Source organism: Agromyces ramosus (assembly GCF_030817175.1).
GTDB classification, from domain to species: domain Bacteria; phylum Actinomycetota; class Actinomycetes; order Actinomycetales; family Microbacteriaceae; genus Agromyces; species Agromyces ramosus_A.
Map to the genome: position 1 here is coordinate 2,249,582 of NZ_JAUSYY010000001.1, position 19,203 is coordinate 2,268,784.

Annotated in this window: 24 protein-coding genes and 1 tRNA gene; 15 read left to right on the plus strand and 10 right to left on the minus strand. The window is 69.9% G+C overall.

Annotated elements, in window-relative coordinates:
* Nucleotides 1-70: 70 nt before the first annotated feature.
* The 8 genes from QFZ26_RS10550 (at nt 71) to QFZ26_RS10585 (ending at nt 5,438) form a co-directional block, all read left to right on the plus strand.
* A complete protein-coding gene (locus tag QFZ26_RS10550) occupies nt 71-1,051 on the plus strand; it encodes a carbohydrate ABC transporter permease (RefSeq protein ID WP_307041862.1) in 981 nt (326 codons plus the stop codon).
* The gene (locus tag QFZ26_RS10555; RefSeq protein WP_307041864.1) at nt 1,048-2,028 is read left to right on the plus strand and encodes a carbohydrate ABC transporter permease; all 981 of its coding nucleotides are present in this window, start codon (nt 1,048-1,050) and stop codon (nt 2,026-2,028) included. The genes QFZ26_RS10550 and QFZ26_RS10555 overlap by 4 nt, the downstream gene beginning before the upstream one ends.
* Nucleotides 2,029-2,075: 47 nt before the next feature.
* Nucleotides 2,076-2,549, plus strand: a complete 474-nt coding sequence (locus QFZ26_RS10560) for an MmcQ/YjbR family DNA-binding protein (RefSeq protein WP_307041866.1) — start codon at nt 2,076-2,078, stop codon at nt 2,547-2,549.
* A 47-nt stretch (nt 2,550-2,596) separates the two neighbouring features.
* A tRNA-Arg gene (locus tag QFZ26_RS10565) sits at nt 2,597-2,669 on the plus strand.
* 352 nt (nt 2,670-3,021) lie between these two features.
* Nucleotides 3,022-4,269 carry a hypothetical protein gene (locus tag QFZ26_RS10570; RefSeq protein WP_307041868.1) on the plus strand — a complete coding sequence of 416 codons (1,248 nt, stop codon included), beginning with the start codon at nt 3,022-3,024 and terminating at the stop codon, nt 4,267-4,269.
* Nucleotides 4,266-4,448, plus strand: a complete 183-nt coding sequence (locus QFZ26_RS10575) for a hypothetical protein (protein WP_307041870.1) — start codon at nt 4,266-4,268, stop codon at nt 4,446-4,448. Before QFZ26_RS10570 ends, QFZ26_RS10575 begins: the two co-directional genes overlap by 4 nt.
* Nucleotides 4,445-4,753, plus strand: coding sequence for a GNAT family N-acetyltransferase (locus tag QFZ26_RS10580; RefSeq protein ID WP_307041871.1), 309 nt, complete (start codon nt 4,445-4,447; stop codon nt 4,751-4,753). Before QFZ26_RS10575 ends, QFZ26_RS10580 begins: the two co-directional genes overlap by 4 nt.
* Nucleotides 4,754-5,186: 433 nt before the next feature.
* Entirely contained in the window at nt 5,187-5,438 is a 252-nt protein-coding gene (locus QFZ26_RS10585) for a hypothetical protein (protein WP_307041873.1), read from the plus strand.
* Between the two features lie 30 nt (nt 5,439-5,468).
* On the opposite strand, the gene QFZ26_RS10590 is transcribed toward QFZ26_RS10585, so the two are convergent.
* From QFZ26_RS10590 to upp, 3 genes are all read right to left on the minus strand, one after another.
* Complete coding sequence (locus QFZ26_RS10590) at nt 5,469-5,939, minus strand: MarR family winged helix-turn-helix transcriptional regulator (RefSeq protein WP_307041875.1); 471 nt, start codon at nt 5,937-5,939, stop codon at nt 5,469-5,471.
* 269 nt (nt 5,940-6,208) lie between these two features.
* Complete coding sequence (locus tag QFZ26_RS10595) at nt 6,209-7,006, minus strand: winged helix-turn-helix domain-containing protein (protein ID WP_307041877.1); 798 nt, start codon at nt 7,004-7,006, stop codon at nt 6,209-6,211.
* Between the two features lie 498 nt (nt 7,007-7,504).
* Nucleotides 7,505-8,137, minus strand: a complete 633-nt coding sequence (upp, locus tag QFZ26_RS10600) for a uracil phosphoribosyltransferase (RefSeq protein ID WP_307041879.1) — start codon at nt 8,135-8,137, stop codon at nt 7,505-7,507.
* A 107-nt stretch (nt 8,138-8,244) separates the two neighbouring features.
* Between upp and tadA the strand changes: the two genes are divergently transcribed.
* Nucleotides 8,245-8,730: a tRNA adenosine(34) deaminase TadA gene (gene tadA, locus QFZ26_RS10605; protein WP_307041881.1), complete on the plus strand. Its 486-nt coding sequence runs from the start codon at nt 8,245-8,247 to the stop codon at nt 8,728-8,730.
* A 109-nt stretch (nt 8,731-8,839) separates the two neighbouring features.
* Here the strand turns inward: tadA and QFZ26_RS10610 are convergent, their stop codons facing one another.
* Nucleotides 8,840-9,622: a glutamine amidotransferase-related protein gene (locus tag QFZ26_RS10610; protein WP_307041882.1), complete on the minus strand. Its 783-nt coding sequence runs from the start codon at nt 9,620-9,622 to the stop codon at nt 8,840-8,842.
* Nucleotides 9,619-10,581 carry a cation diffusion facilitator family transporter gene (locus QFZ26_RS10615; RefSeq protein ID WP_307041884.1) on the minus strand — a complete coding sequence of 321 codons (963 nt, stop codon included), beginning with the start codon at nt 10,579-10,581 and terminating at the stop codon, nt 9,619-9,621. The genes QFZ26_RS10610 and QFZ26_RS10615 overlap by 4 nt, the downstream gene beginning before the upstream one ends.
* Nucleotides 10,582-10,659: 78 nt before the next feature.
* Here QFZ26_RS10615 and proC point away from each other — a divergent pair, with 78 nt between their 5' ends.
* Nucleotides 10,660-11,511 carry a pyrroline-5-carboxylate reductase gene (gene proC / locus QFZ26_RS10620; protein WP_307041885.1) on the plus strand — a complete coding sequence of 284 codons (852 nt, stop codon included), beginning with the start codon at nt 10,660-10,662 and terminating at the stop codon, nt 11,509-11,511.
* Nucleotides 11,508-13,145: a beta-N-acetylhexosaminidase gene (locus QFZ26_RS10625; protein WP_307041887.1), complete on the plus strand. Its 1,638-nt coding sequence runs from the start codon at nt 11,508-11,510 to the stop codon at nt 13,143-13,145. Before proC ends, QFZ26_RS10625 begins: the two co-directional genes overlap by 4 nt.
* A 140-nt stretch (nt 13,146-13,285) precedes the next feature.
* Here the strand turns inward: QFZ26_RS10625 and rlmC are convergent, their stop codons facing one another.
* A complete protein-coding gene (rlmC, locus tag QFZ26_RS10630; protein ID WP_307041889.1) occupies nt 13,286-14,410 on the minus strand; it encodes a 23S rRNA (uracil(747)-C(5))-methyltransferase RlmC in 1,125 nt (374 codons plus the stop codon).
* 88 nt (nt 14,411-14,498) lie between these two features.
* Here rlmC and QFZ26_RS10635 point away from each other — a divergent pair, with 88 nt between their 5' ends.
* On the plus strand, nt 14,499-14,894 hold the full coding sequence (locus tag QFZ26_RS10635) for a hypothetical protein (protein WP_307041891.1): 396 nt from the start codon (nt 14,499-14,501) through the stop codon (nt 14,892-14,894).
* A gap of 45 nt (nt 14,895-14,939) precedes the next feature.
* Here the strand turns inward: QFZ26_RS10635 and QFZ26_RS10640 are convergent, their stop codons facing one another.
* Both QFZ26_RS10640 and QFZ26_RS10645 read right to left on the minus strand, forming a co-directional pair.
* Complete coding sequence (locus QFZ26_RS10640; RefSeq protein ID WP_307041893.1) at nt 14,940-15,608, minus strand: potassium channel family protein; 669 nt, start codon at nt 15,606-15,608, stop codon at nt 14,940-14,942.
* Nucleotides 15,601-17,046: a TrkH family potassium uptake protein gene (locus tag QFZ26_RS10645; protein WP_307041895.1), complete on the minus strand. Its 1,446-nt coding sequence runs from the start codon at nt 17,044-17,046 to the stop codon at nt 15,601-15,603. Before QFZ26_RS10645 ends, QFZ26_RS10640 begins: the two co-directional genes overlap by 8 nt.
* Before the next feature lie 72 nt (nt 17,047-17,118).
* Between QFZ26_RS10645 and QFZ26_RS10650 the strand changes: the two genes are divergently transcribed.
* Nucleotides 17,119-17,556, plus strand: a complete 438-nt coding sequence (locus QFZ26_RS10650; RefSeq protein ID WP_307041897.1) for an ArsR/SmtB family transcription factor — start codon at nt 17,119-17,121, stop codon at nt 17,554-17,556.
* Between the two features lie 16 nt (nt 17,557-17,572).
* On the opposite strand, the gene QFZ26_RS10655 is transcribed toward QFZ26_RS10650, so the two are convergent.
* A complete protein-coding gene (locus QFZ26_RS10655; RefSeq protein WP_307041899.1) occupies nt 17,573-18,052 on the minus strand; it encodes an anthrone oxygenase family protein in 480 nt (159 codons plus the stop codon).
* Between the two features lie 25 nt (nt 18,053-18,077).
* Nucleotides 18,078-18,587, minus strand: a complete 510-nt coding sequence (locus QFZ26_RS10660) for a GNAT family N-acetyltransferase (protein ID WP_307041901.1) — start codon at nt 18,585-18,587, stop codon at nt 18,078-18,080.
* A 117-nt stretch (nt 18,588-18,704) separates the two neighbouring features.
* Here QFZ26_RS10660 and QFZ26_RS10665 point away from each other — a divergent pair, with 117 nt between their 5' ends.
* Complete coding sequence (locus QFZ26_RS10665; RefSeq protein WP_003792170.1) at nt 18,705-18,803, plus strand: 30S ribosomal protein bS22; 99 nt, start codon at nt 18,705-18,707, stop codon at nt 18,801-18,803.
* A gap of 79 nt (nt 18,804-18,882) precedes the next feature.
* Nucleotides 18,883-19,155, plus strand: coding sequence for a glutaredoxin family protein (locus tag QFZ26_RS10670; protein WP_307041903.1), 273 nt, complete (start codon nt 18,883-18,885; stop codon nt 19,153-19,155).
* Nucleotides 19,156-19,203: the final 48 nt, after the last annotated feature.

The following is a 19,203-nucleotide window of genomic DNA, read 5'->3' on the forward strand; positions in this document are numbered from 1 at the left end:
GAGTCCAGCGGATGCCGCAGCGCACGCCCTCACGTGGCGCTGCGGCATCCGCCCCACCCGAAGGAACCCGATGACCCTCACCGCGAAGCCGCCCGCCGCGGCACCGCCGGGCGACGAGCGCGGCCATGCCGTGGCATCCGTCAGCCCGAGACGCCCGAGGAACCTCCGCAGCTGGGTGCGCGGGGGCGGGCTCTCGACGCTCGCCTTCCTCGCGCCGATGCTCCTCGTCTTCACGATCTTCAGCTGGTCGCCGATCGTGCAGTCGGTCATCATGAGCCTCCAGAAGACGAACCTCCTCGACCCGCCGACGTGGGTCGGCCTCGACAACTTCGTACACGTGCTGAACGATCCGCTGCTCGGCACGGCGGTCATGAACACCCTCTCCTTCGCGCTGCTCGCGCTCGTCTTCGGGTTCCCGCTGCCGATCCTCGTCGCCGTGCTCATGAGCGAGGTGCGCCGGGCGAAGGGTTTCTACAGCGCGCTCGCGTACCTGCCGGTCGTCGTTCCGCCCGTGGTGGCGGTGCTCCTCTGGAAGGTCTTCTACGACGCGAGCCCGACGGGCCTGTTCAACACGATCCTCGGATGGGTCGGCATCCCGCCGCAGCCGTGGCTGCAGTCGTCGGCGACCGCGATGCCCTCGCTCGTGCTCGAGGCGACCTGGGCCGGTGCCGGCGGGGCGATCATCATCTACCTCGCGGCGCTGCTCAGCGTGCCACCGGAGCTCTACGACGCGGCCGAGGTCGACGGCGCCTCGATCTGGAACAAGATCTGGCACGTCACGCTGCCGCAGATGCGGGGCATCCTCTTCATCATGCTGATCCTGCAGGTCATCGCGACCGCACAGGTCTTCCTCGAGCCGTTCCTCTTCACGGGCGGAGGGCCGAACAACGCGACGGTCACGATCCTGCTGCTCATCTATCGCTCTGCCTTCCAGAACAGTCTCGGCGGCGACTACGGGGAGGCGACCGCGCTCTCGGTCATGCTCGCGATCGTGCTCGCCCTCCTCAGCTGGCTGTACTTCAAGCTCACCGAACGCTGGAGCACCTCATGACCACCACGCAGACCCCGGTGTTCGAGGAGGTCGCGGCGCCACGGGGCGTTCGCGGTGTCGTCGCCCGACGCCGCGCCGCGCGTCGTGAAGACGACCACGGCGATCGCGCGATCGTCTCCGGCTACGACCGCAAGAAGCCGAGCGTCAAGCTCGGCATGAGCGGGGTGCACCTCTTCCTCTTCGTGGGGCTCGTGGTGGCCGGCCTCGGGCCGCTGCTCTGGCTCGCGAAGTCGGCGATCACCCCGACGCAGGACACGCTGCGCCAGCCGCTCGCGCTCTGGCCCAACGGCGTCGACTGGGCCAACATCCCCCAAGCGTGGAACGACGTGCACATCGACCAGTTCTTCTGGAACACGATCGTGATCGCGGCGGGCTCGTGGTTCTTCCAGCTGCTCATCGCGACCACCGCCGGCTACGCGCTCTCGGTGCTGCGGCCGAGGTACGCGCCGATCCTGAACGGCGCGATCCTCGCGACGCTCTTCATCCCGGCGGTCGTGCTGCTCGTGCCGCTCTACCTCACGATCGTGAACCCGCCGCTCCTCGGCGACGTCTCGCTGCTCAACAACTACCTCGCGGTGTGGCTGCCGGCGGCGGCGAACGCGTTCAACATCCTGCTCGTGAAGCGCTTCTTCGACGCACTGCCGCGCGAGGTGTTCGAGGCGGCTCGCACCGACGGGGCCGGGCCGTTCCGCCTCTTCTGGTCGATCGTGCTTCCGATGTCGAAGCCGATCCTCGGCGTCGTCTCGGTGTTCGCGATCATCGCCGCGTGGAAGGACTTCCTCTGGCCGATGCTCGTGCTGCCCGATCCGGCGGTGCAGCCGCTCTCGGTGCGGCTGCCCGCGGTGCAGCAGTCGATCGAGCTCGACGTGTTCCTCGCGGCGCTCGCCATCTCGTCGCTCATCCCGGTCGCGCTGTTCCTCGTGTTCCAGGGGGTGTTCCTGCGCTCGGCCGGCCTCGGCGGTGCGGTGAAGGGGTGAGTGCAGGCTGGGCGACGGATGCCTCGCGCTTGCGTAAGCTGGCCGGCGTGGGTCATCCGCAGGTCGTCGATCCGGCGCATCCGCTCATCGAACGCGTGCGCCGCATCTGCTTCGAGCTGCCCGAGGTGGTCGAGGTCGAGGCGTGGGGAAGACCCACGTTCCGCGCGGCGAAGCCGATCTTCGTCCATGTCGCCGCGACCGCCGAGAACCCGTTCTCGATCGTCGTGAAGACCGACCCCGACGAGCATCTCGCGCTCATCGAAGACGGCCGGTTCTTCGGCGTGCCGTACTACGACCGCGCTCGCTGGCTCGGTACCGACCTCGACGCACCCGATGTCGACTGGCAGCTGCTCGCCGAGCTCATCGAGACCTCCTACCGGCAGGTGGCGAACGTGCGCCAACGCCGGGCGCTCGACCTGCTGCGGCCTTCGCGCACCGGTGAGGAGACGTCCGTCCCGCCCGTCATTCCGGCCGCGCCACCCGTCGCCCGTCGATTGGCGAGATCGAGACACGTGCGTTAGAGTTACGTGGTTGCCTGATCGCCGATGAAGCGCGGGCGACATCCCATGCGCCCGTAGCTCAACGGATAGAGCATCTGACTACGGATCAGAAGGTTGGGGGTTCGAATCCCTCCGGGCGCACACTGGTTGAGACAGTAGCTCTGTTCATCAGAGGCGTGGCGGCTCGCGAAAGCGGGCCGTTTTCGTTTTTCCGCCGTGCGTTCGCTCGACCGCGTGCACTGAGATTGTGCCGCGCATCTGCTCGTGCGAATCGGTCACACGGTGACGCGGGCGCTCGCGAGAGGGTAGGCTCGGCTCACATCTGATTCCCGTGATCGAGAGTTCGGATATGAGGGGTGCGCGCGTCGGGTTCGTCCCGACAACGCAGGACCGGGTGGGCTCCCTGCGACAGCGCAGCAGGAAAGTTCCCGGTACCGCCGACCGTGGGGGGCACGTTCGGCCGTCGGGCGCGCTCGAACGCGGGCGCTCCACGATGCGACGCGTCTACGCCTCGCTCATCGCGGTCGCCGTCACCATCGTGCTGTTCCGGGTCCTCGCACCGCAATCGGCGCTCGCCGGGGCGACGGTCACGGTCGAGCTGCTCTGGGCGCTGCCGGCGGTGCTGGGCGGCGCGGCCGTCGGCATGACGCTCGTCGTGGCATCCGCCTCACGAGCAGGTCTGGCGGGCATGGCGCGCTTCGGGCTGCCCGACTTCGGCACATCCGGACGGGCGCTGTCGAACGCCCTCGCCTGGGCGACGATCGGCGTGCTCGCGGTGCACTTCACGGCAGCCGCCTTCGAGCTGCTGCCCGGCGGGCACCGCGCCGTTGCCGCGATCATCGGCGGCTCGCTCGGAGTCGGCACGTATCACCTGCATCGTCACGCCATCGAGCACGACGCGTACCGGACGTTCAACCTCGTGGCCATGCTCCTCGCCTCGGGGAGCCTTGCCAGCATGAGCATCACGCCGACCGGCGAATGGTGGACCCGGAACTTCAGCACGCTCGGCACCTCCGACGACATTGCTGCGGCCTGCTTCAACATCGCGATCATCGTGTCGGGCGCGGGCATGGCGCTCCTGTCCGGGGGACTGACGCGGGCGCTCGTCTCCGACGCCTACCGCGTGCGGCGGGGGCGCCTCGTCACGATGCGCGCGCTCATCGTACTGATCGGGCTCGGTCTCGCGGGGGTCGGCATGGTACCGATCGACGGCGACACCGTGCTGCACAACGTGTTCGCCGCTTCGGCCGCAGGGGCGTTCGCGTTCCTCTGCCTCAGCATGGTGATCTGGGCGGCGAGGATGCCTCGCGCCCTCGTCGCCTTCTCGTACGGCGCATTGGGGCTCGAGCTGTTCGCATTGTTCGCGTACGACGTGCTGGGCCTGTTCAACCTGACGGTGTTCGAGATCATCGCCTTCACGCTCGTGTTCGCGTGGCTCATCGCACTCGTCGCGACGACCGCCGGCCATGCGCACGCGGTGGGGCTCCACCACGACTTGGCGGCCCGCCGGCATGCCGTCACCGCAGGCCTCGGCACCCGACGCGGCCAGTCGGGGTCGAGCAGTCCCGACTCGCGCCCAGTGGAGCGAGCGCCGCATCGGCAGCGGCGCTCCGCTTGGACGAGCGCACGCGTGCGACGCGCGACGCGTCGCGTCCAGCAACCGCGCCACCAGCAACGCGTGAGGTGGCGACGCGACGGTCACGCCGACGACCCTCCCGACGTCGTAGCCTTCGCGCAGTGATGCGTCGGACATCGGTCCGTTCGCTCGCGGCGCACATCGCGCCGGAATCGTGGACGGCGTGCCGCGTTACCTTCGGTATGGAGTCGAGTCGTCCGGGCTCGACATCTGCACACCAACAGGAGGACGCGATGGCACGCGCATTCGAGCTGGTCGAGCTGATCGAGCTGGTCGAGCTGTGACCGACGACACGACGACCCACGACACCGTCGACATCGTCCGCAACGATGCCGGCCGGCGGTACGAATTGACCGTCGACGGGGCGCTGGCCGGGTACGCGCAGTTCCGAACCGGCCCCGACACCATCGTCTTCACGCACACGGTGGTGAAGCCCGCATTCGAAGGCCGTGGCCTCGGCAGCCGACTCGCGAAGTTCGTGCTCGACGACGCGGTCGCGAAGGGCGAGACGATCGTGCCAGAGTGCCCGTTCATCGCCGCGTATCTGCGGCGGCACACCGAGTACGAGGCATCCGTCGACTGGCCTTGACGCGATGGGTCGGACGTGGGCGCGAACCCCCTGTTCGGGGCGGTGCGCATGTTCTGGCCGGCCGATACGATTCGAGCAAACCCGAGCCGGACCCGAACCGGCAGGCTTGTCGTGCGTCGACAAGCGAGGCGATCGGATGTCCCGCCGACCGCCCGGGCGCGTGCTCGCCGAGCTCAGTTCGGGTCGCTTGGCGGGAAAGGGGTCTCCTCGGAGGCCGCGATGGGGTGGGAGGTAGGGTTCCCGCCCCATCGTCATGCCTGCGACACCTGGCGGCCCGCCTGTCAAGGGGTTTCTGCGCCCGGAGCCGGAGCGTAGAACTGAGAAACGGGATCGCTTGAACCCGAAGGCAGGCCGGGGCGATGTCTGCGTGAGATCGACACGCGCCCCCCAATGACATCGGCCTCGGCCTGCCGCACTCGATGAGGAGGCCAGGGTGTCGACATCAACAGCTGGTTCCACGATCGACGACATGGTCGAACTCGTGCCCCTCGATGCGATGAGCTGGCGCGTGTGCGATGCGCGGTACGCCGACGGCGGGCGCCGCACCATCCTCGGGTACCTCCGGGAGACCGGGGGCGAGTTCGAGATGATGTGGATGCGGCCGCGACCCGGTGTCTGCTACCGGTACGCCACCTTCGACGACGCGCTTCGCGCGGTTCGGCTGCGGGTGCATCACCTGCGGTGACGCCGGCGGAGGGCGTCGGTCAGGCGTCGGTCAGTCGTCGCTGACGCCGGCGCTGTCGGGCGTTTCGCCGACCGAGACACGGAGCCGATTGCAGAGCTCGGTGAGCGTGCGGAGCTCGTCGTCGTCGAGGCCCTGCCCGACGTGTCGGTCGATGGCCTCCATGTGCGTGATCGCGACCCGGCGGAAGAGCGCGAACCCCTCGTTGGTGATGGCGACGACCGTGCCGCGGCCGTCGTTCGGGTCGTGCGTCTTCGCGACGAGTCCGCGCGCGACGAGGCGGTCGACGAGCCGGCTCACGCTCGGCTGGGTGATGAGCACGTTGCGGTTCAGGTCTTTCAGTCGCAGCCGACGACCCGGCGCACGTGTGATGTTGAAGAGCACGTCGTACTCGTTCAGCGAGATGACCTCGCTCGGGAACTCGGCGGCGAGTGCTCGCATGATGGTGACCTGCGTGCGGAACAGCGACTCCCACGCGGCGACCGTGATCGCGCGATCGCTCATGCCGGCTCCCTTCGATGATCGGACTCATCCAACAATAGGGAACCGCAGGTGGAATCGGTTGAGGGCCGGTCGTAGAGGCTGACGACCGGCCCTCTCCCTTGCACCAAGAGTGTCCTGCAATCACATTCCACACCGACCGCCACAGCAAACAGTCGGTGCACTTCCGAATATATAACGGATCGGTAACGGGCGCTAGTTATCGTTCTGTGATTTTTCGAGATGTGTCGCTGTGGCTCGAGCGAGGCGGGCCGGAGCGCTCGCGCCGAGGCCTAGAAGACGTCGGGGCTCGGCGTCGAAGCCTGGCGGATCGAGACATCCGCGTGGCGGTCGAATCGGTATCCGACGCCGCGGACGGTGCGCACGATGTCCTGGTAGTGGGCGAGCTTCGAGCGCAGGCGGCGCACGTGCACGTCGATCGTGCGCTCGCTCGGTGCCTCGTCGTCGGCATCCCAGAGGCGCTCGATGAGTTCGTGGCGGTCGATCGTGCGGCCCTCGCGCAGCACGAGGTACTGCAGCAGCTCGAACTCCTTGTAGGTGAGGCCGGCCGCCTCGCCGTCGAGCAGCACACGCTTGCGGGAGATGTCGATGATCACACCATTGGGGTGACGGTCGGCGTCATCGCGGGTCCCCTGTCCCTCGCGCTGCTTGGCGAGCGCGGCTGGGTCCTGCAGGGCGAGACGCACGACGTCGACATCGCGTCCACCGGCCCCCTCCGGGGCGAGGGCGACCGCGGCGTAGGTCTCGGCCGAGGGCGCGACCTCGGCGGTGAGCGTGCGGAGCGCCTCCACGATGCGGTGCAGCGTCGTGCCGTCGGCCAGGGCCTTGGCTTCGTCGATGCCGACGTACAGCACGAAGCCGCGGGCTTCGGTGCCTTCGGGGACCGCACGGACGCGCGGCGCCGCGGGAGCAGGGGTGGCCGGTGCCTCGATCGCCGGCGTGATGGCGTGCTGGGCGGGGACCGAGCGGAGCGGAGCCGGCGACTGGGGTGCCGGGAGCGAGGGTGCCGTCCGGGCCTGGACGGGGCGGGCAGAGGTGGTGGTGCGAGCGGGTGCGAAAGCGAGAGACATGACGAGGTTCCTTGCGTGAAGGGTGCAACAGCAGACCCCGATGGGAGGGTCTGGGCGAATGGCCGTGCGGCCTGGCGAACCCCCGAGATACGGCGGGTTCAAAGGAGTCAATGCCGATCGGGGTGCGGATCGGCAGCGGGACTCGGCGGTCGGGTCGCGGTCAGCGGCACATTCGACAACACATCGACGCACGCGCCGGCATCATCATGCCGGTCGTCCTGAGGGCCTCGGGGGCGATCAGGGAGCGTGCGCTGTCAGTCATGGGCGCCAGTCAAACCCATACCCGAGCGTGTGTCAATTCATGACCGTCTGATGACGGGGTGTGACATCGCACGCGGTGCGCGGCGCCTCGAGGCATCCGGCAGGATCAGGCATCCCGATGGCCAAGTTGAAAGAATCTGCGACACAACGTAGTTCTAAAAAATCTTCCGCAGTCATCCTGCGGCACTGCGGGGCCCGGTCCGAAGATCCTTCGGTGATGGGTGCTCCGGCCGGCGCTTATACCGTGCCGTAGAGGCGATCGCCGGCGTCGCCGAGCCCGGGAACGATGTAGCCCAGCTCGTTGAGTCGCTCGTCGAGCGCCCCGAGCACGATCGTCACGTCACGCCCGTGCAGGGCGCGCTCGACCGCGGCGAGGCCCTCGGGCGCCGCGAGAATGCAGATCGCCGTGACATCCGTCGCACCGCGATCGAAGAGGTACTGGATGGCGGCCGTGAGCGACCCGCCGGTGGCGAGCATCGGGTCGAGCACGAAGCACTGGCGGTCGGAGAGGTCGTCGGGAAGGCGCTCGGCGTAGGTGGTGGGCTCGAGCGTCTCTTCATTGCGGGCCATGCCGAGGAAGCCGACCTCGGCGGTCGGCACGAGCTTCACCATGCCCTCGAGCATTCCGAGGCCGGCGCGCAGGATCGGCACGATGAGCGGCTTCGGATCGGCGATGCGCACGCCGGTGGTGGGTGCGACGGGGGTGACGATGTCGACCGGCTCGACCCGCACGCCGCGGGTGCCCTCGTAGGCGAGGAGCGTCATCAGCTCTTCGACGAGCGAGCGGAACACCGGGGACGGCGTCTTCACGTCGCGGAGCACCGTCAGCTTGTGCGTGATGAGCGGGTGGTCGGCAACGTGGACTCGCATGGCCTCGAGTCTACTGAGCGGGGGCACGGCGCGTCGGCGCGCGCCCGAGGCGAAGCCGGCTGCGAAGCACGGCGGTACGATACCGGGAGCCGGTGGACGGGAGGCCCATGTCGACGAGTGACCTCACGCACCACCGCGAGTGGATGCGGCTCGCGCTCGCCGAGGCCGAGCAAGCGCCGGCCACACGCGACGTCCCCGTCGGCGCCATCGTCGTCGACCGCGACGGCGTTGTCATCGCCGCCCGGCGCAACGAGCGTGAGCTGATCGGCGACCCGACGGCGCACGCCGAACTGCTCGCCCTCCGAACCGCCGCCGAGGCCACCGGCGACTGGCGCCTCACCGACTGCACGCTCGTGGTCACCCTCGAGCCGTGCGTCATGTGCGCGGGGGCGATCCTCGCAGCGCGCGTGCCGAGGGTCGTGTTCGGTGCGTGGGACGAGAAGGCCGGCGCGGCGGGCTCGCTCTACGACGTGCTGCGCGACCGGCGGCTGAACCACCGCGTCGAGGTGTTCGCGGGGGTCGAGGCCGAGGCATCCGCTCGCCTGCTGCTCGAGTTCTTCGACGATCCGCTGCGCCGTCCGCCGGCGCGCTGACCGCACGAACTCACGGCCGCGTCTGCAGGATGAGCGCGACCATCATCCGCCCAGCGCACGCATGCGGCGTCTCATCCTGCATTCGAGCGCGTGGCCGTATTCGACCCGGTCAAGCGGAGCGACGCGCGGCTCCGCGGGCGGCGAGCCCCTCGAGGTACTCGCCGAGCAGGGCCGCGGATGCCGCGTTGGCGGCCGGCCCGAAGGCGACGCGCTCGTCGCGCAGCCGTTCGCGCGAGAGGCCGTACTCGGGCAGTTCGTCGCCCCACGCGCGCAGCCACTCCTCGTGGATCTCGTCGGTGACCTCGGGGTGGAACTGCACCGCGAGGAGCCACTCGCCGATGCCGAACGCCTGGTTCTCGTACTGCGGCGAGGTCGCGAGGCGTTCGACGCCGTCGGGAAGCTCGAACGAGTCACCGTGCCACTGCACGGTGGGCACGCCCGCGAAGTGCCGCACGGGCGAGACCGCGCCCGCCTCGGTCGGCTCGACCTCGAGCCAGCCGACCTCTTTACGCGGGCCCTGGTAGACCCGGGCGCCGAGGGTCTTCGCCAGCAGCTGCGCGCCGAGGCAGACGCCGAAGATCGGCGCCTCGGCGGCGACGCGCATCTCGAGCAGCCGGATCTCGTCGGCGAGGTACGGGTAGCGGTCGGTCTCGTAGGCGGCCTCGTCGCCGCCGAGCACCACGACGAGGTCGGGGGCGAGGGCATCGAGCGCCGAGACATCCGTCGACGGAGCATCGACCGTGACGACCTCGTAGCCATGCGCCTCGAGCGTGGGCCCGAGGTTGCCGAGGCCGATCGCCGAGTCGTGCCGGAGCACGAGCGCGGTGAGGCCGGCGCCGCCGGTAGTGCCGGTGCCGCCGGTGCCGCCGGCGCCGCTGAGGCCGCGCGTCACTCGAGTCCCTTGATGACGATCGCGTCGGTGGCGGGCGCCACCTGGTTGGGCTCGACGTAGACGTCGGGCTCGACGTAGATGACGCGCGCCGCAGGGACGGCGTGGCGGATGCGGGTCTCGATCGCGTTCGTCGCGGCCGACACCTCGAGCAGCTTCTGGTCGGCGTGGAAGCCGACCTTCGCGGCGACCATCAGCTCGTCGGGACCGAGGTAGAGGGTCTTCATGTGGATGATGCGGTCGGCCTCGGGACCGGCGAGGATCGCCTGCTCGATCTTGGCGTGGTCGGCATCGGTCGCGCCCTCGCCCACGAGGAGGCTCTTCGTCTCGAGGCCCAGGATGACGGCGACGACGATGAGCAGCGCGCCGATGAAGAGGGTGCCGATCGCGTCGAAGAGCGGATCGCCGGTGATGATCGTGAGCCCGACGCCGATGAACGCGAACACGAGGCCGAGGAGCGCCGCGATGTCTTCGAGCAGCACGACCGGCAGCTCGGGAGCCTTCGCGTGACGCACGAACTGCACCCAGCTCTGGCGGCCGCGCACGTGGTTCGACTCCTTCACGGCGGTGCGGAGCGAGAACGACTCGAGCACGATCGCGATCGAGAGCACGAGGATCGGAAGCCACGGCACGTCGAGCTCGTGCGGGTGCTGCAGCTTGTCGATGCCCTCGTAGATGGAGAACACGCCACCGACCGAGAAGAGCACGATCGACACCACGAAGGCGTACACGTAGCGCTCGCGGCCGTAGCCGAAGGGGTGCTCCTTGTCGGCCGCCCGTTTCGCCTGGCGACCACCGAAGATGAGGAGCAGCTGGTTTCCCGCGTCGGCCACCGAGTGCACGGCCTCGGCGAGCATCGAGGAGGACCCCGAGAAGAACCAGGCGATGAACTTGGTGATCGCGATGCCGGTATTGGCGAGGAATGCCGCGATGATTGCCTTGGTTCCGCCTGATGCGCTCATAGCAGCAATCCTAAGGCGGCCATCGGGCGCGTTGCAGCGCCCCATCGGGTCTGTGGAGGCCGATCCTAGGATGGTCGCATGAGTGCCGACACCCCCGTGAAACTGCCCCCGATCGCCTTCCTCGGCGCCGGCTCGATGGCCCGCGCGATCATCTCCGGGCTGCTCACGCCGACGGTCACCGTCGAGGGCGGCATCCGCACGACGAACCGCACGACCTCGAAGGCGGCCGAGCTCGCCGGGCTCGACGGCGTCACGGCCTTCGCCACCGAGACCGATGCCGCGGCGAACGTCGCGGCGGTCGCCGGTGCGAAGCTCGTCGTCGTCGCGGTGAAGCCCGCGATGGTCCCCGAGCTGCTGCGCGAGATCGCCCCGTCGCTCGAGCCCGGCACCGTCGTGGTGTCGGTCGCCGCGGGCGTCACGGTCGAGACGTTCGAGCGCCTGCTGCCCGAGCACGTCTCCGTCATCCGCTCGATGCCGAACACCCCGGCTCTCGTCGGCCGGGCGATCACGGGCGTCTCCGCGGGCACGCGTTCGAGCCATGACGACCTCGCGCTCGCGGTGGCGCTCTTCGAGACGGTCGGCGAGGTGCTCGTCGTGCCCGAGTCCCAGCTCGACGCGCTGTCGACGATCTCGGGCTCGGGGCCGGCGTACGTCTTCTACCTGATCGAGCAGCTCACGGCCGCGGCCGTCGACAAGGGGTTCACACCCGAGCAGGCCGCCGTGATGGTGCAGGGCACGTTCCGCGGAGCGAGCGAGCTGCTCGCGGCATCCGACGACGACCCGGCCGAGCTCCGCCGCCGGGTCACGAGCCCGAAGGGAACGACCGAGCGCGCGATCGTCGTGCTCGAGGAGGCGGACCTCAAGCAGACCTTCGACCGCGCGACCGACGCCGCGCTGGCTCGCGCACGAGAGCTGGCGGCGGGCGCGTGATCCCGCGCCCGCTGGAGGTCCGCCGAGGCGCAGGGCACTTCGCGCTCACCGCCGACACGGGCATCCAGGCGGTCGCGGATGCCGCGGCATCCGTCGCCCGTCGGCTGCAGGCCGAGCTGCGCGAGGCGACGGGGTTCGCGCTGCCGCTGGCAGCCGGCGACCCGGCCGGCGGCGATGCCGATGACCGTGGCGCGATCCGCCTCACGCTCGATGAGCGGATGCCGCGCGAGGGCTTCCGGCTCGAGGTGACGCCGGCGGGCGTCGCGATCACCGGTGGCGGCGAGGCCGGGCTGTTCTACGGCGGGCAGGCGTTCCGGCAGCTGCTCGGGCCCGACGCGTTCCGGCGCGCGCCGGTGGCCGGCCGCGAATGGGCGGTCGAGGCATCCGTCATCGACGACGCGCCGCGCTTCGGCTGGCGCGGCTTCATGCTCGACGTCGCCCGCAGCTTCCGGCCGAAGCACGAGGTGCTGCGGCTCATCGACCTGCTCGCGCTGCACCGGGTGAACGTGCTGCAGCTGCACCTCACCGACGACCAGGGCTGGCGCATGGAGATCCGCCGCTTCCCGCGGCTCGCCGAGGTCGGCGGATGGCGGCCCGAGTCGCAGCTCGGGCACGGCCCGGAGTCGACGCTCGACGGGCGCCCGCACGGCGGCTTCTACACGCACGACGACCTGCGCGAGATCGTGGCATACGCCGCCGAGCGCATGATCACGGTCGTGCCCGAGATCGAGACGCCCGGCCACGTGCGGGCCGCGCTCGCCGCCTACCCCTCGCTCGGCGTCAGCGGCGAGCCCGTCGAGGTGTGGACGCGCTACGGCATCACCGACGACGTGCTCAACGTCGAGGAGTCGACCGTCGACTTCTTCCGCGGCGTGCTCGACGAGGTCATGCACGTCTTCCCGTCGACCTACATCGGCGTCGGCGGCGACGAGGCCCGCAAGACGCAGTGGGCGGCGGATGCCCGCACCCGCGAACTCATGGCCGAGCGCGGACTGGCGACGCCGAACGAGCTCCAGGCCTGGTTCATCCGTCAGCTCGACGACCACCTGACCGCGGCGGGGCGTCGCCTCTACGGCTGGGACGAGGTGCTCGAAGGTCCCCTCGCGCCCGGCGCGACGATCGCCTCGTGGCGGGGCCTTCGGGGTGCGCAGGTCGCGGTCGCCCGAGGTCACGATGTGGTGCTCTGCCCCGACGACTTCGCCTACCTCGACTACCGGCAGTCGGATGCCGCCGACGAGCCGATCCCCGTCGGCACCGTGCTGAGCCTCCGCGACGTCTACGACTTCGAGCCGCTGCCCGGCGACGCCGACGAGGCGATGCGCCGGCACGTGCTCGGCGTGCAGGCGAACGCGTGGACCGAGCACCTCGACACCGCAGCGCGGCTCGACTACGCGGTGTTCCCGCGGCTCGCGGCGTTCGCCGAGGTCGCGTGGAGCGCCCCCGGCAAGGACTGGGACGACTTCTCGTCGCGGCTCGACGAGCAGCTCGCGATCTACGACGCGATCGGCGTGGGGTACCGGCCGCTCGACGGCCCGCATCCGTGGCAGCAGCGGCCCGGCGTGCCCGGCGCGCCGCGGTCGAAGGCGGCCCGGCAGGCCGAGCTCGCGGCGCTGACCGCCGACCTGCTCGAGTAGCGCGCGCCGGCCGCTCCCACCCGCCCCCATACCCATCCCCCATCCCTCATCCCCTCGCACCCCCCTCGACGTCGCGTCGAGAGTGCGCTTGCCGTCGGTATCCGTGACGCGTGGACGGGGTGGAGGGGGTGCCGCGCGCGTCAGGCGCGCTCGAGGAGCACCATGACCTCGGCGTGGGTCGTCTGCGGGAACATGTCGAACACGCGGCCGCGCACGGGGCGCAGCGACGGCATCGCGTCGAGGTCGCGCGCGAGCGACGCGGCGTTGCAGCTCGAGTAGAGCACGTGCCGGGCGTCGGATGCCTCGAGCCAGCCCGCGAGCGTTGCGCCGATGCCGCGGCGAGGGGGGTTCACGATCACGAGTTCGGGCGAACGCGTCGCCGCGAGCGCGAACGCCGTGGCATCGCCGGCGGCGAAGCGCAGACGGGGGAGCGAGGCATCCGCCCGGCTCTGTTCGGCGCTCGCGACGGCCTCGACGCTCGTCTCGATGCCGACCACCTCGCCCGCGTCGCCCGCGATGTGCAGGGCGAAGCCGCCGACGCCGGAGTAGAGGTCCCAGGCGCTCGCCGGGGCGAGTTCGCGCACCCACTCGCGCGCCTCGCGGTACAGCGCCGACGCGATCTCGGTGTTCGTCTGGAAGAAGCCCTGCGGGCGCAGGTGCAGGGTCACGTCGTTCACGCGCATCGGGAGGGTGTCGGCGTCGGTGAGCACGACCTCGTGCGCGCCCTCGAGCACGGCCTTGTGCTCGGGCAGCACGTTCGCCGTGACGACGAGCGCCTGCGGCAGCGCCTCGAGGAGCGACGCCAGGTGCTTGCGGATGCGCGGGAGCGCCTCGGTCGAGCGCAGCACGAACCGGATCATGAGCTCGCCGGCAGGGGACTCCGTGATGATGAGGTGCTTCAGCTCGCCGGTTCGCGCCGGCACGTCGTACGGGGTCAGCCGGGCGCGGAAGATGAATGCCGAGATCGCCGGGAACGCCGCGCGAAGGCCGGGGGAGCAGATGCCGCACGCCTGGAGGTCGACGCCGTAGCCGTCGGCGTCGAGGATGCCGATGGTCGGGGCGTCGACGGTGCCCCCGACCACCATCTTCGCCTTGTTGCGGTAGCCCGCCTCGGTGCTCGCGACGGGCGGGAGCCAGCTGAGCCCGCGGTGCCGCTCGAGCAGCGCCGCGACGAGCCGCTGCTTCTCGTCGAGCTGCGCGGCATACGGCTGACCCATGAGCGTGCACGAGGTGCATCGCAGGTCGTCGAAGTAGGCGCAGTCCACCAGCCCAAGCGTAGGCGGCGGTGCCGAGAGCTCCCTGACCCGCGCAGCTGCGTTCGAGCACGCGTCGCCGCGACGGTACCGTAGGCGCATGGGTGCAGCAGAGGTCGTCTCGGTCGTCACCGAGGTGATCAGCTGGATCGCACTCGGCGGCGGCATCGCGTGCCTCCTGCTGGCGCTCCTCATCCGCATGGCCGACGGGCGGTGGCTGCGCACCGAGGCCGTCGTCATCGACGGCGAGGAGGGCAGCGTCGTGCGGTGGTTCGCCGAGGGTGCGTTCCACTCCCGGCATCTCAGCGCCGAGGAGCGCGCGCACGTGCAGCACCCCGAGGAGGAGCCCGCCTTCTACAAGCAGCGCGAGCCCGACCGGTTGCGGCTGCATGAGCCGCCCGTCGGTCGCCGGGTCATCCGCACGCTCGGCCTCGTGCTGCTCGGCATCGCGTTCGTCGCGGCACTCGCCGGGCTCATCGCCACGCTCGTCGCCTGAGGCCGCCGGCGCGGGCCGGCACCTTGCGGCATCCGACCTCGTTCGCTACTCGAGCGCCGCGAACTTCTCGATGTCGCCCTCGGTGCCCGACACGATGATGAGATCGTGGTTCGAGACCACGGTCTTCTCGGTCGCATACGTGAACGGCTTGCCCGGGCTCTTCACGCCGACCACGGTGACGCGGTGCCGGGAGCGCACGCCCGACTCGGTGAGGGTCTTGCCGCGAATCGGCTTCGGCGGGTACATCTTCACGAGGGCGAAGTCGTCGTCGAACTCGATGAAGTCGAGCATGCGGCCGCTCACGAGGTGCGCGGTGCGCTCGCCGGCCTCGCGCTCGGGGTAGATGACGTGGTTCGCGCCGATGCGCTGCAGGATCTTGCCGTGCGATGCCGAGATCGCCTTCGCCCAGATCTGCGGGACCTTCAGGTCGACGAGGTTCGCCGTGATGAGCACGGATGCCTCGATCGAGGAGCCCACCGCGCAGACCGCGATCGAGAAGTCCTGTGCGCCGATCTGGCGGAGCGCGTCGATGTTGCGTGCGTCGGCGACGACCGCGTGCGTGACGCGCTCCGCCCACTTCTGCACGAGGGCCTCGTCGCCGTCGACCGCGAGCACCTCGCGACCGAGGCGGTCGAGTTGGCCTGCCGTCGCGGCGCCGAATCGGCCGAGACCGATCACGAGCACCGGGGCATCGTGCTTGATGCGATCAACCAACGATGGGCCTCTCTTCCGGACGCCTGAACAACTGTCGGCGCTGGCTGGCCGCCAGAGCCGCGGCGAGTGTCACTGTACCAACCCGCCCCATGAACATGGTGGCGGCCATGACGTACTTGCCCTCGGGGGGCAGCTCGGCGGTCAGGCCCGTCGAGAGGCCGCACGTGGCGAAGCCCGAGATCACGTCGAAGAGCACGAAGTCGAGCGGTTCCTTCGTGATCTGGGCGATGGCGATCGTCGACACGGCGACGATGGTCGCTCCCCACAGCACGACGCTCACCGCGAGCCGCAGGATGTCGCGGGGGATTCGCCGTCCGAACGCCTCCATCGCGGGCGCACCGCGCGCCTCGGCGAACGCCGCGAGGAACAGCACGGCGAGCGTCGTCACCTTGATGCCGCCGGCGGTCGACGCCGAGCCGCCGCCGACGAACATGAGCATGTCCGAGACGAGCATGCTCGAGCTGTTCAGGTCGTGCATGTTGATCGTCGCGAAGCCACCCGAGCGCGTCATCGCCGACATGAAGAACGACTGGAAGACCGTGGGCGACGCGTCGAGCTGGCCGTAGGTGCGCGGGTTGTTGTACTCGAGGAGCAGGAACATCGCCGCGCCCGCGACGAAGAGGATGACCGTCGTCGCGATCGTGAGCTTGACGTGCACGCTCCACCGGCGCGGCTTGCGCCAGGTGCGCAGCAGCGCGAAGATCACCGGGAACCCGAGGCTGCCGAGGAACACGTCGAGCATCAGGAGTGACTGGAACCAGTAGTCGTCGACGAACTCGACGGGACCCGCTGGGTTGGGGCTGAACCCCGTGTTCGTGAAGGCACTCACCGAGTAGTAGCTCGAGTACCAGGCGCTCGTGCCGAAGTCGTAGCCGGCGGCGAACATGCTCGGCATCATGGCGATCGCGATGACGGCCTCGATGACGAGCAGGCTCGCCGCCACGGTGACCAGCAGCCCGCCGACCTCGCCGAGCCGCACCGCCTGTCGTTCGGCGACGGGTCCGACGTGGATGCGCGACGGGTTGGTGTCGCTCGCCGCGATGAGCTTCGCGCGCAGTCCGAGCCGGCGCGAGATGACGAGACCGAGGATCGACGCGAGCGTCAGCACGCCGACGCCGCCGACGTTCATGCCGATGAAGATGACCGCGTTGCCGAACGGCGACCAGTAGGTCGCCATGTCGACGGTCGCCAGGCCCGTGACGCAGATCGTCGACACCGCCGTGAACACCGCGTCGGCGAGCGGCGTGACACTGCTCTCGCCTGCCCGTGCGATCGGCAGTGACAGCAGCAAGGTGGTGACGAGGATGAGGGTCGTGAAGATGAGGATCGCGAAGCGCGACGGCGAGTGCTTGACGAGCCCGTCGATGGCGTCGCGCACCTGCCCGAACCATGACCGCCCATCGACTCGACCCAGGCGGGCCAACGGCTGTGCGCGCATCGAGCCCCCTCCGTGCCATCAGCGAATGCGTGAGTCATGGTACTCCCCGCCGGGAGTGACTACCCTTGGGGCATGGCGGACATCTTCGATGTGGTGGCGGACTCGACGCGGCGCGACATCCTCGCGGTGCTGCTCGAACGAGAGGGCGTTCCGCATTCGGGTGGGGAGATCAGCGTCTCAGAGATCGTGACGGCGCTCGGGGCGAGCCAGCCGACGGTGTCCAAGCACTTGAAGGTGCTGCGCGAGTCCGGACTCGTCGTCGTGCGCGAAGAGGGCCAGCACCGCTACTACAAGCTCGACCGCACCCCGCTCGAGACGCTCGAAGACTGGCTGATCCCGTTCGTGTCATCGGATGCCGCGGCCGACGCCGCCACGCTGGCCGGCGCCGAATTCGGCGACGAGACCGCGCTCAACCACGAGCAGCGGGCGTTCGCGTCGGCGATCGGCAAGGCGTTCGCCGAGACCGCCCACCAGGTCACTGCGGTCGTCGCGCCGAAGAAGCGTCGTTAGCGCCTGGCCTGCGCACTCAGCTCACGAGGGCGACCACGAGGCACACGCACGCCACCGCCGATGTGAGCGAGCGCACGTGGTTCCACGCCTGCCAGCCCGGCCGGAACTCTCCCCAGGCGGCGGCGAGCGCCGCGTCGTCGCTCGCCGACGCCGCTGCGAGCCGGTTGTTGCGCGGCACGTTCGCACCGCCCGTGACGCCGACCACCCCGACGAGGTAGACGACGGCCCCGGCGATGGCCCACCAGGGCGCCGCCAGCTGACCGGCGATGGCGAGCACGACGAGGGCGAGCGCGACGAGGGCGGTGCCGAAGATGGCGAGCATGAGCGGCGCACGCACGGCCGTGACGTTGATCTCGCGCATGGCCCGTGCCGCATCGGCGGCCGGCAGCCGATGCAGCCCTTGGATGACGAACCCCGAGAAGGCGTAGAAGACCCCGGAGACGACCCCCGTGCCGAGGATCGCGACGACGAGCAGCACATCGATGAACACGGTCATGTGGCAAGTCTGGCGTGCGCCACCGTCAGCGGAGGGGCTTGATCATCTCGAGCTCGAGGCCGCCGGGCTCGAGCTCGTACTCGCGACTGCGACCGGTGAGCGTGAACCCGAGCTTCTCGTAGAACCGGATCGCGCGGGGGTTGTCCTCGTGCACCTCGAGCCGGAGGGTGTCGCCGAACCCGCGCGCCCACTGCTCCACGGCGTCGAGCAGCAAGCGGGAGACGCCGGCCGCGTCGCCGCGGTAGTCGGGCGCGACGTACACGCCGACGAGCAGCGGGCCCGTCGCGGCATCCGGGATGTAGCCGCCCATCTGCCCGACCCAGCGCTCGCCGTCGATCGCGACGATCGACGTCTGGCCGTGGGTTGTGCCGCGAGCTGCGCGCATGCGCCATACCGGCTCCTCGACGTCGAGCGCGTGCGCGAGCGTCTCGGCGTAGGCGATCGGGTAGTCGCGGAGCATCTCGAGCCGCAGCGCCCGCACCGCCTGCCAGTCGGCTTCCGAGGTCGTGCGGATGAGGATGTCGTGGCGCGGCATCCTTCGACGCTAACCCATGGGCAGGGGGCCGGCGCGCGATCCGGTAGACTACCCCGAGGCTTTCAAGCCAACGGCCGCGGCACGCGCGGCCGACTCGATCTTTTCTGTGAGGTTCTGATGGGTTCCGTCATCAAGAAGCGCCGCAAGCGCATGGCGAAGAAGAAGCACCGCAAGCTGCTGCGCAAGACGCGTCACCAGCGTCGCAACAAGAAGTAGGCTTCCGCTTCACCGGCTGAGCGTCAGGCCCCTGCGGCCTGGCGCTTTTCGCTGTACCCGGGCGGCGTACCCTGAGAAGGTGCCCCCACGCGACATCCGCCTCACGCTCATCGGCAAGCCCGGCTGCCACCTCTGCGACGACGCACGCGAGGTCGTGCTCGGCGTCGTCGCGGAGATCGAGGCGACGGATACCTCGCGCCGCCCGCTGCTCGACGAGGTGTCGATCCTCGACGACGACGAGCTGCGCGCGCGCTATGCCGAGGAGATCCCGGTGCTCCTCATCGACGGCGAGGTGCACAACTACTGGCGCATCGACCCGGTGCGCCTGAAGACGGCACTGCTCGCGCGCTGACCGGCGTGCGCGGGTCGTAGCCGCCTGGCCTCGACCGGTCAACCCGTT

Excerpts from the sequence above, each read along its gene's own strand:
- QFZ26_RS10550 (WP_307041862.1), top strand. The coding sequence starts at position 71 with ATGACCCTCACCGCGAAGCCGCCCGCCGCGGCACCGCCGGGCGACGAG.
- QFZ26_RS10595 (WP_307041877.1), bottom strand. The coding sequence starts at position 7,006 with ATGTCTCTCGCTTTCGCACCCGCTCGCACCACCACCTCTGCCCGCCCC.
- tadA (WP_307041881.1), top strand. The coding sequence starts at position 8,245 with ATGTCGACGAGTGACCTCACGCACCACCGCGAGTGGATGCGGCTCGCG.
- QFZ26_RS10665 (WP_003792170.1), top strand. The coding sequence starts at position 18,705 with ATGGGTTCCGTCATCAAGAAGCGCCGCAAGCGCATGGCGAAGAAGAAG.
- QFZ26_RS10590 (WP_307041875.1), bottom strand. The coding sequence starts at position 5,939 with ATGAGCGATCGCGCGATCACGGTCGCCGCGTGGGAGTCGCTGTTCCGC.
- QFZ26_RS10660 (WP_307041901.1), bottom strand. The coding sequence starts at position 18,587 with ATGCCGCGCCACGACATCCTCATCCGCACGACCTCGGAAGCCGACTGG.
- QFZ26_RS10645 (WP_307041895.1), bottom strand. The coding sequence starts at position 17,046 with ATGCGCGCACAGCCGTTGGCCCGCCTGGGTCGAGTCGATGGGCGGTCA.
- QFZ26_RS10555 (WP_307041864.1), top strand. The coding sequence starts at position 1,048 with ATGACCACCACGCAGACCCCGGTGTTCGAGGAGGTCGCGGCGCCACGG.
- QFZ26_RS10650 (WP_307041897.1), top strand. The coding sequence starts at position 17,119 with ATGGCGGACATCTTCGATGTGGTGGCGGACTCGACGCGGCGCGACATC.
- upp (WP_307041879.1), bottom strand. The coding sequence starts at position 8,137 with ATGCGAGTCCACGTTGCCGACCACCCGCTCATCACGCACAAGCTGACG.
- QFZ26_RS10615 (WP_307041884.1), bottom strand. The coding sequence starts at position 10,581 with ATGAGCGCATCAGGCGGAACCAAGGCAATCATCGCGGCATTCCTCGCC.
- QFZ26_RS10655 (WP_307041899.1), bottom strand. The coding sequence starts at position 18,052 with ATGACCGTGTTCATCGATGTGCTGCTCGTCGTCGCGATCCTCGGCACG.
- QFZ26_RS10635 (WP_307041891.1), top strand. The coding sequence starts at position 14,499 with ATGGGTGCAGCAGAGGTCGTCTCGGTCGTCACCGAGGTGATCAGCTGG.
- QFZ26_RS10570 (WP_307041868.1), top strand. The coding sequence starts at position 3,022 with ATGCGACGCGTCTACGCCTCGCTCATCGCGGTCGCCGTCACCATCGTG.
- proC (WP_307041885.1), top strand. The coding sequence starts at position 10,660 with ATGAGTGCCGACACCCCCGTGAAACTGCCCCCGATCGCCTTCCTCGGC.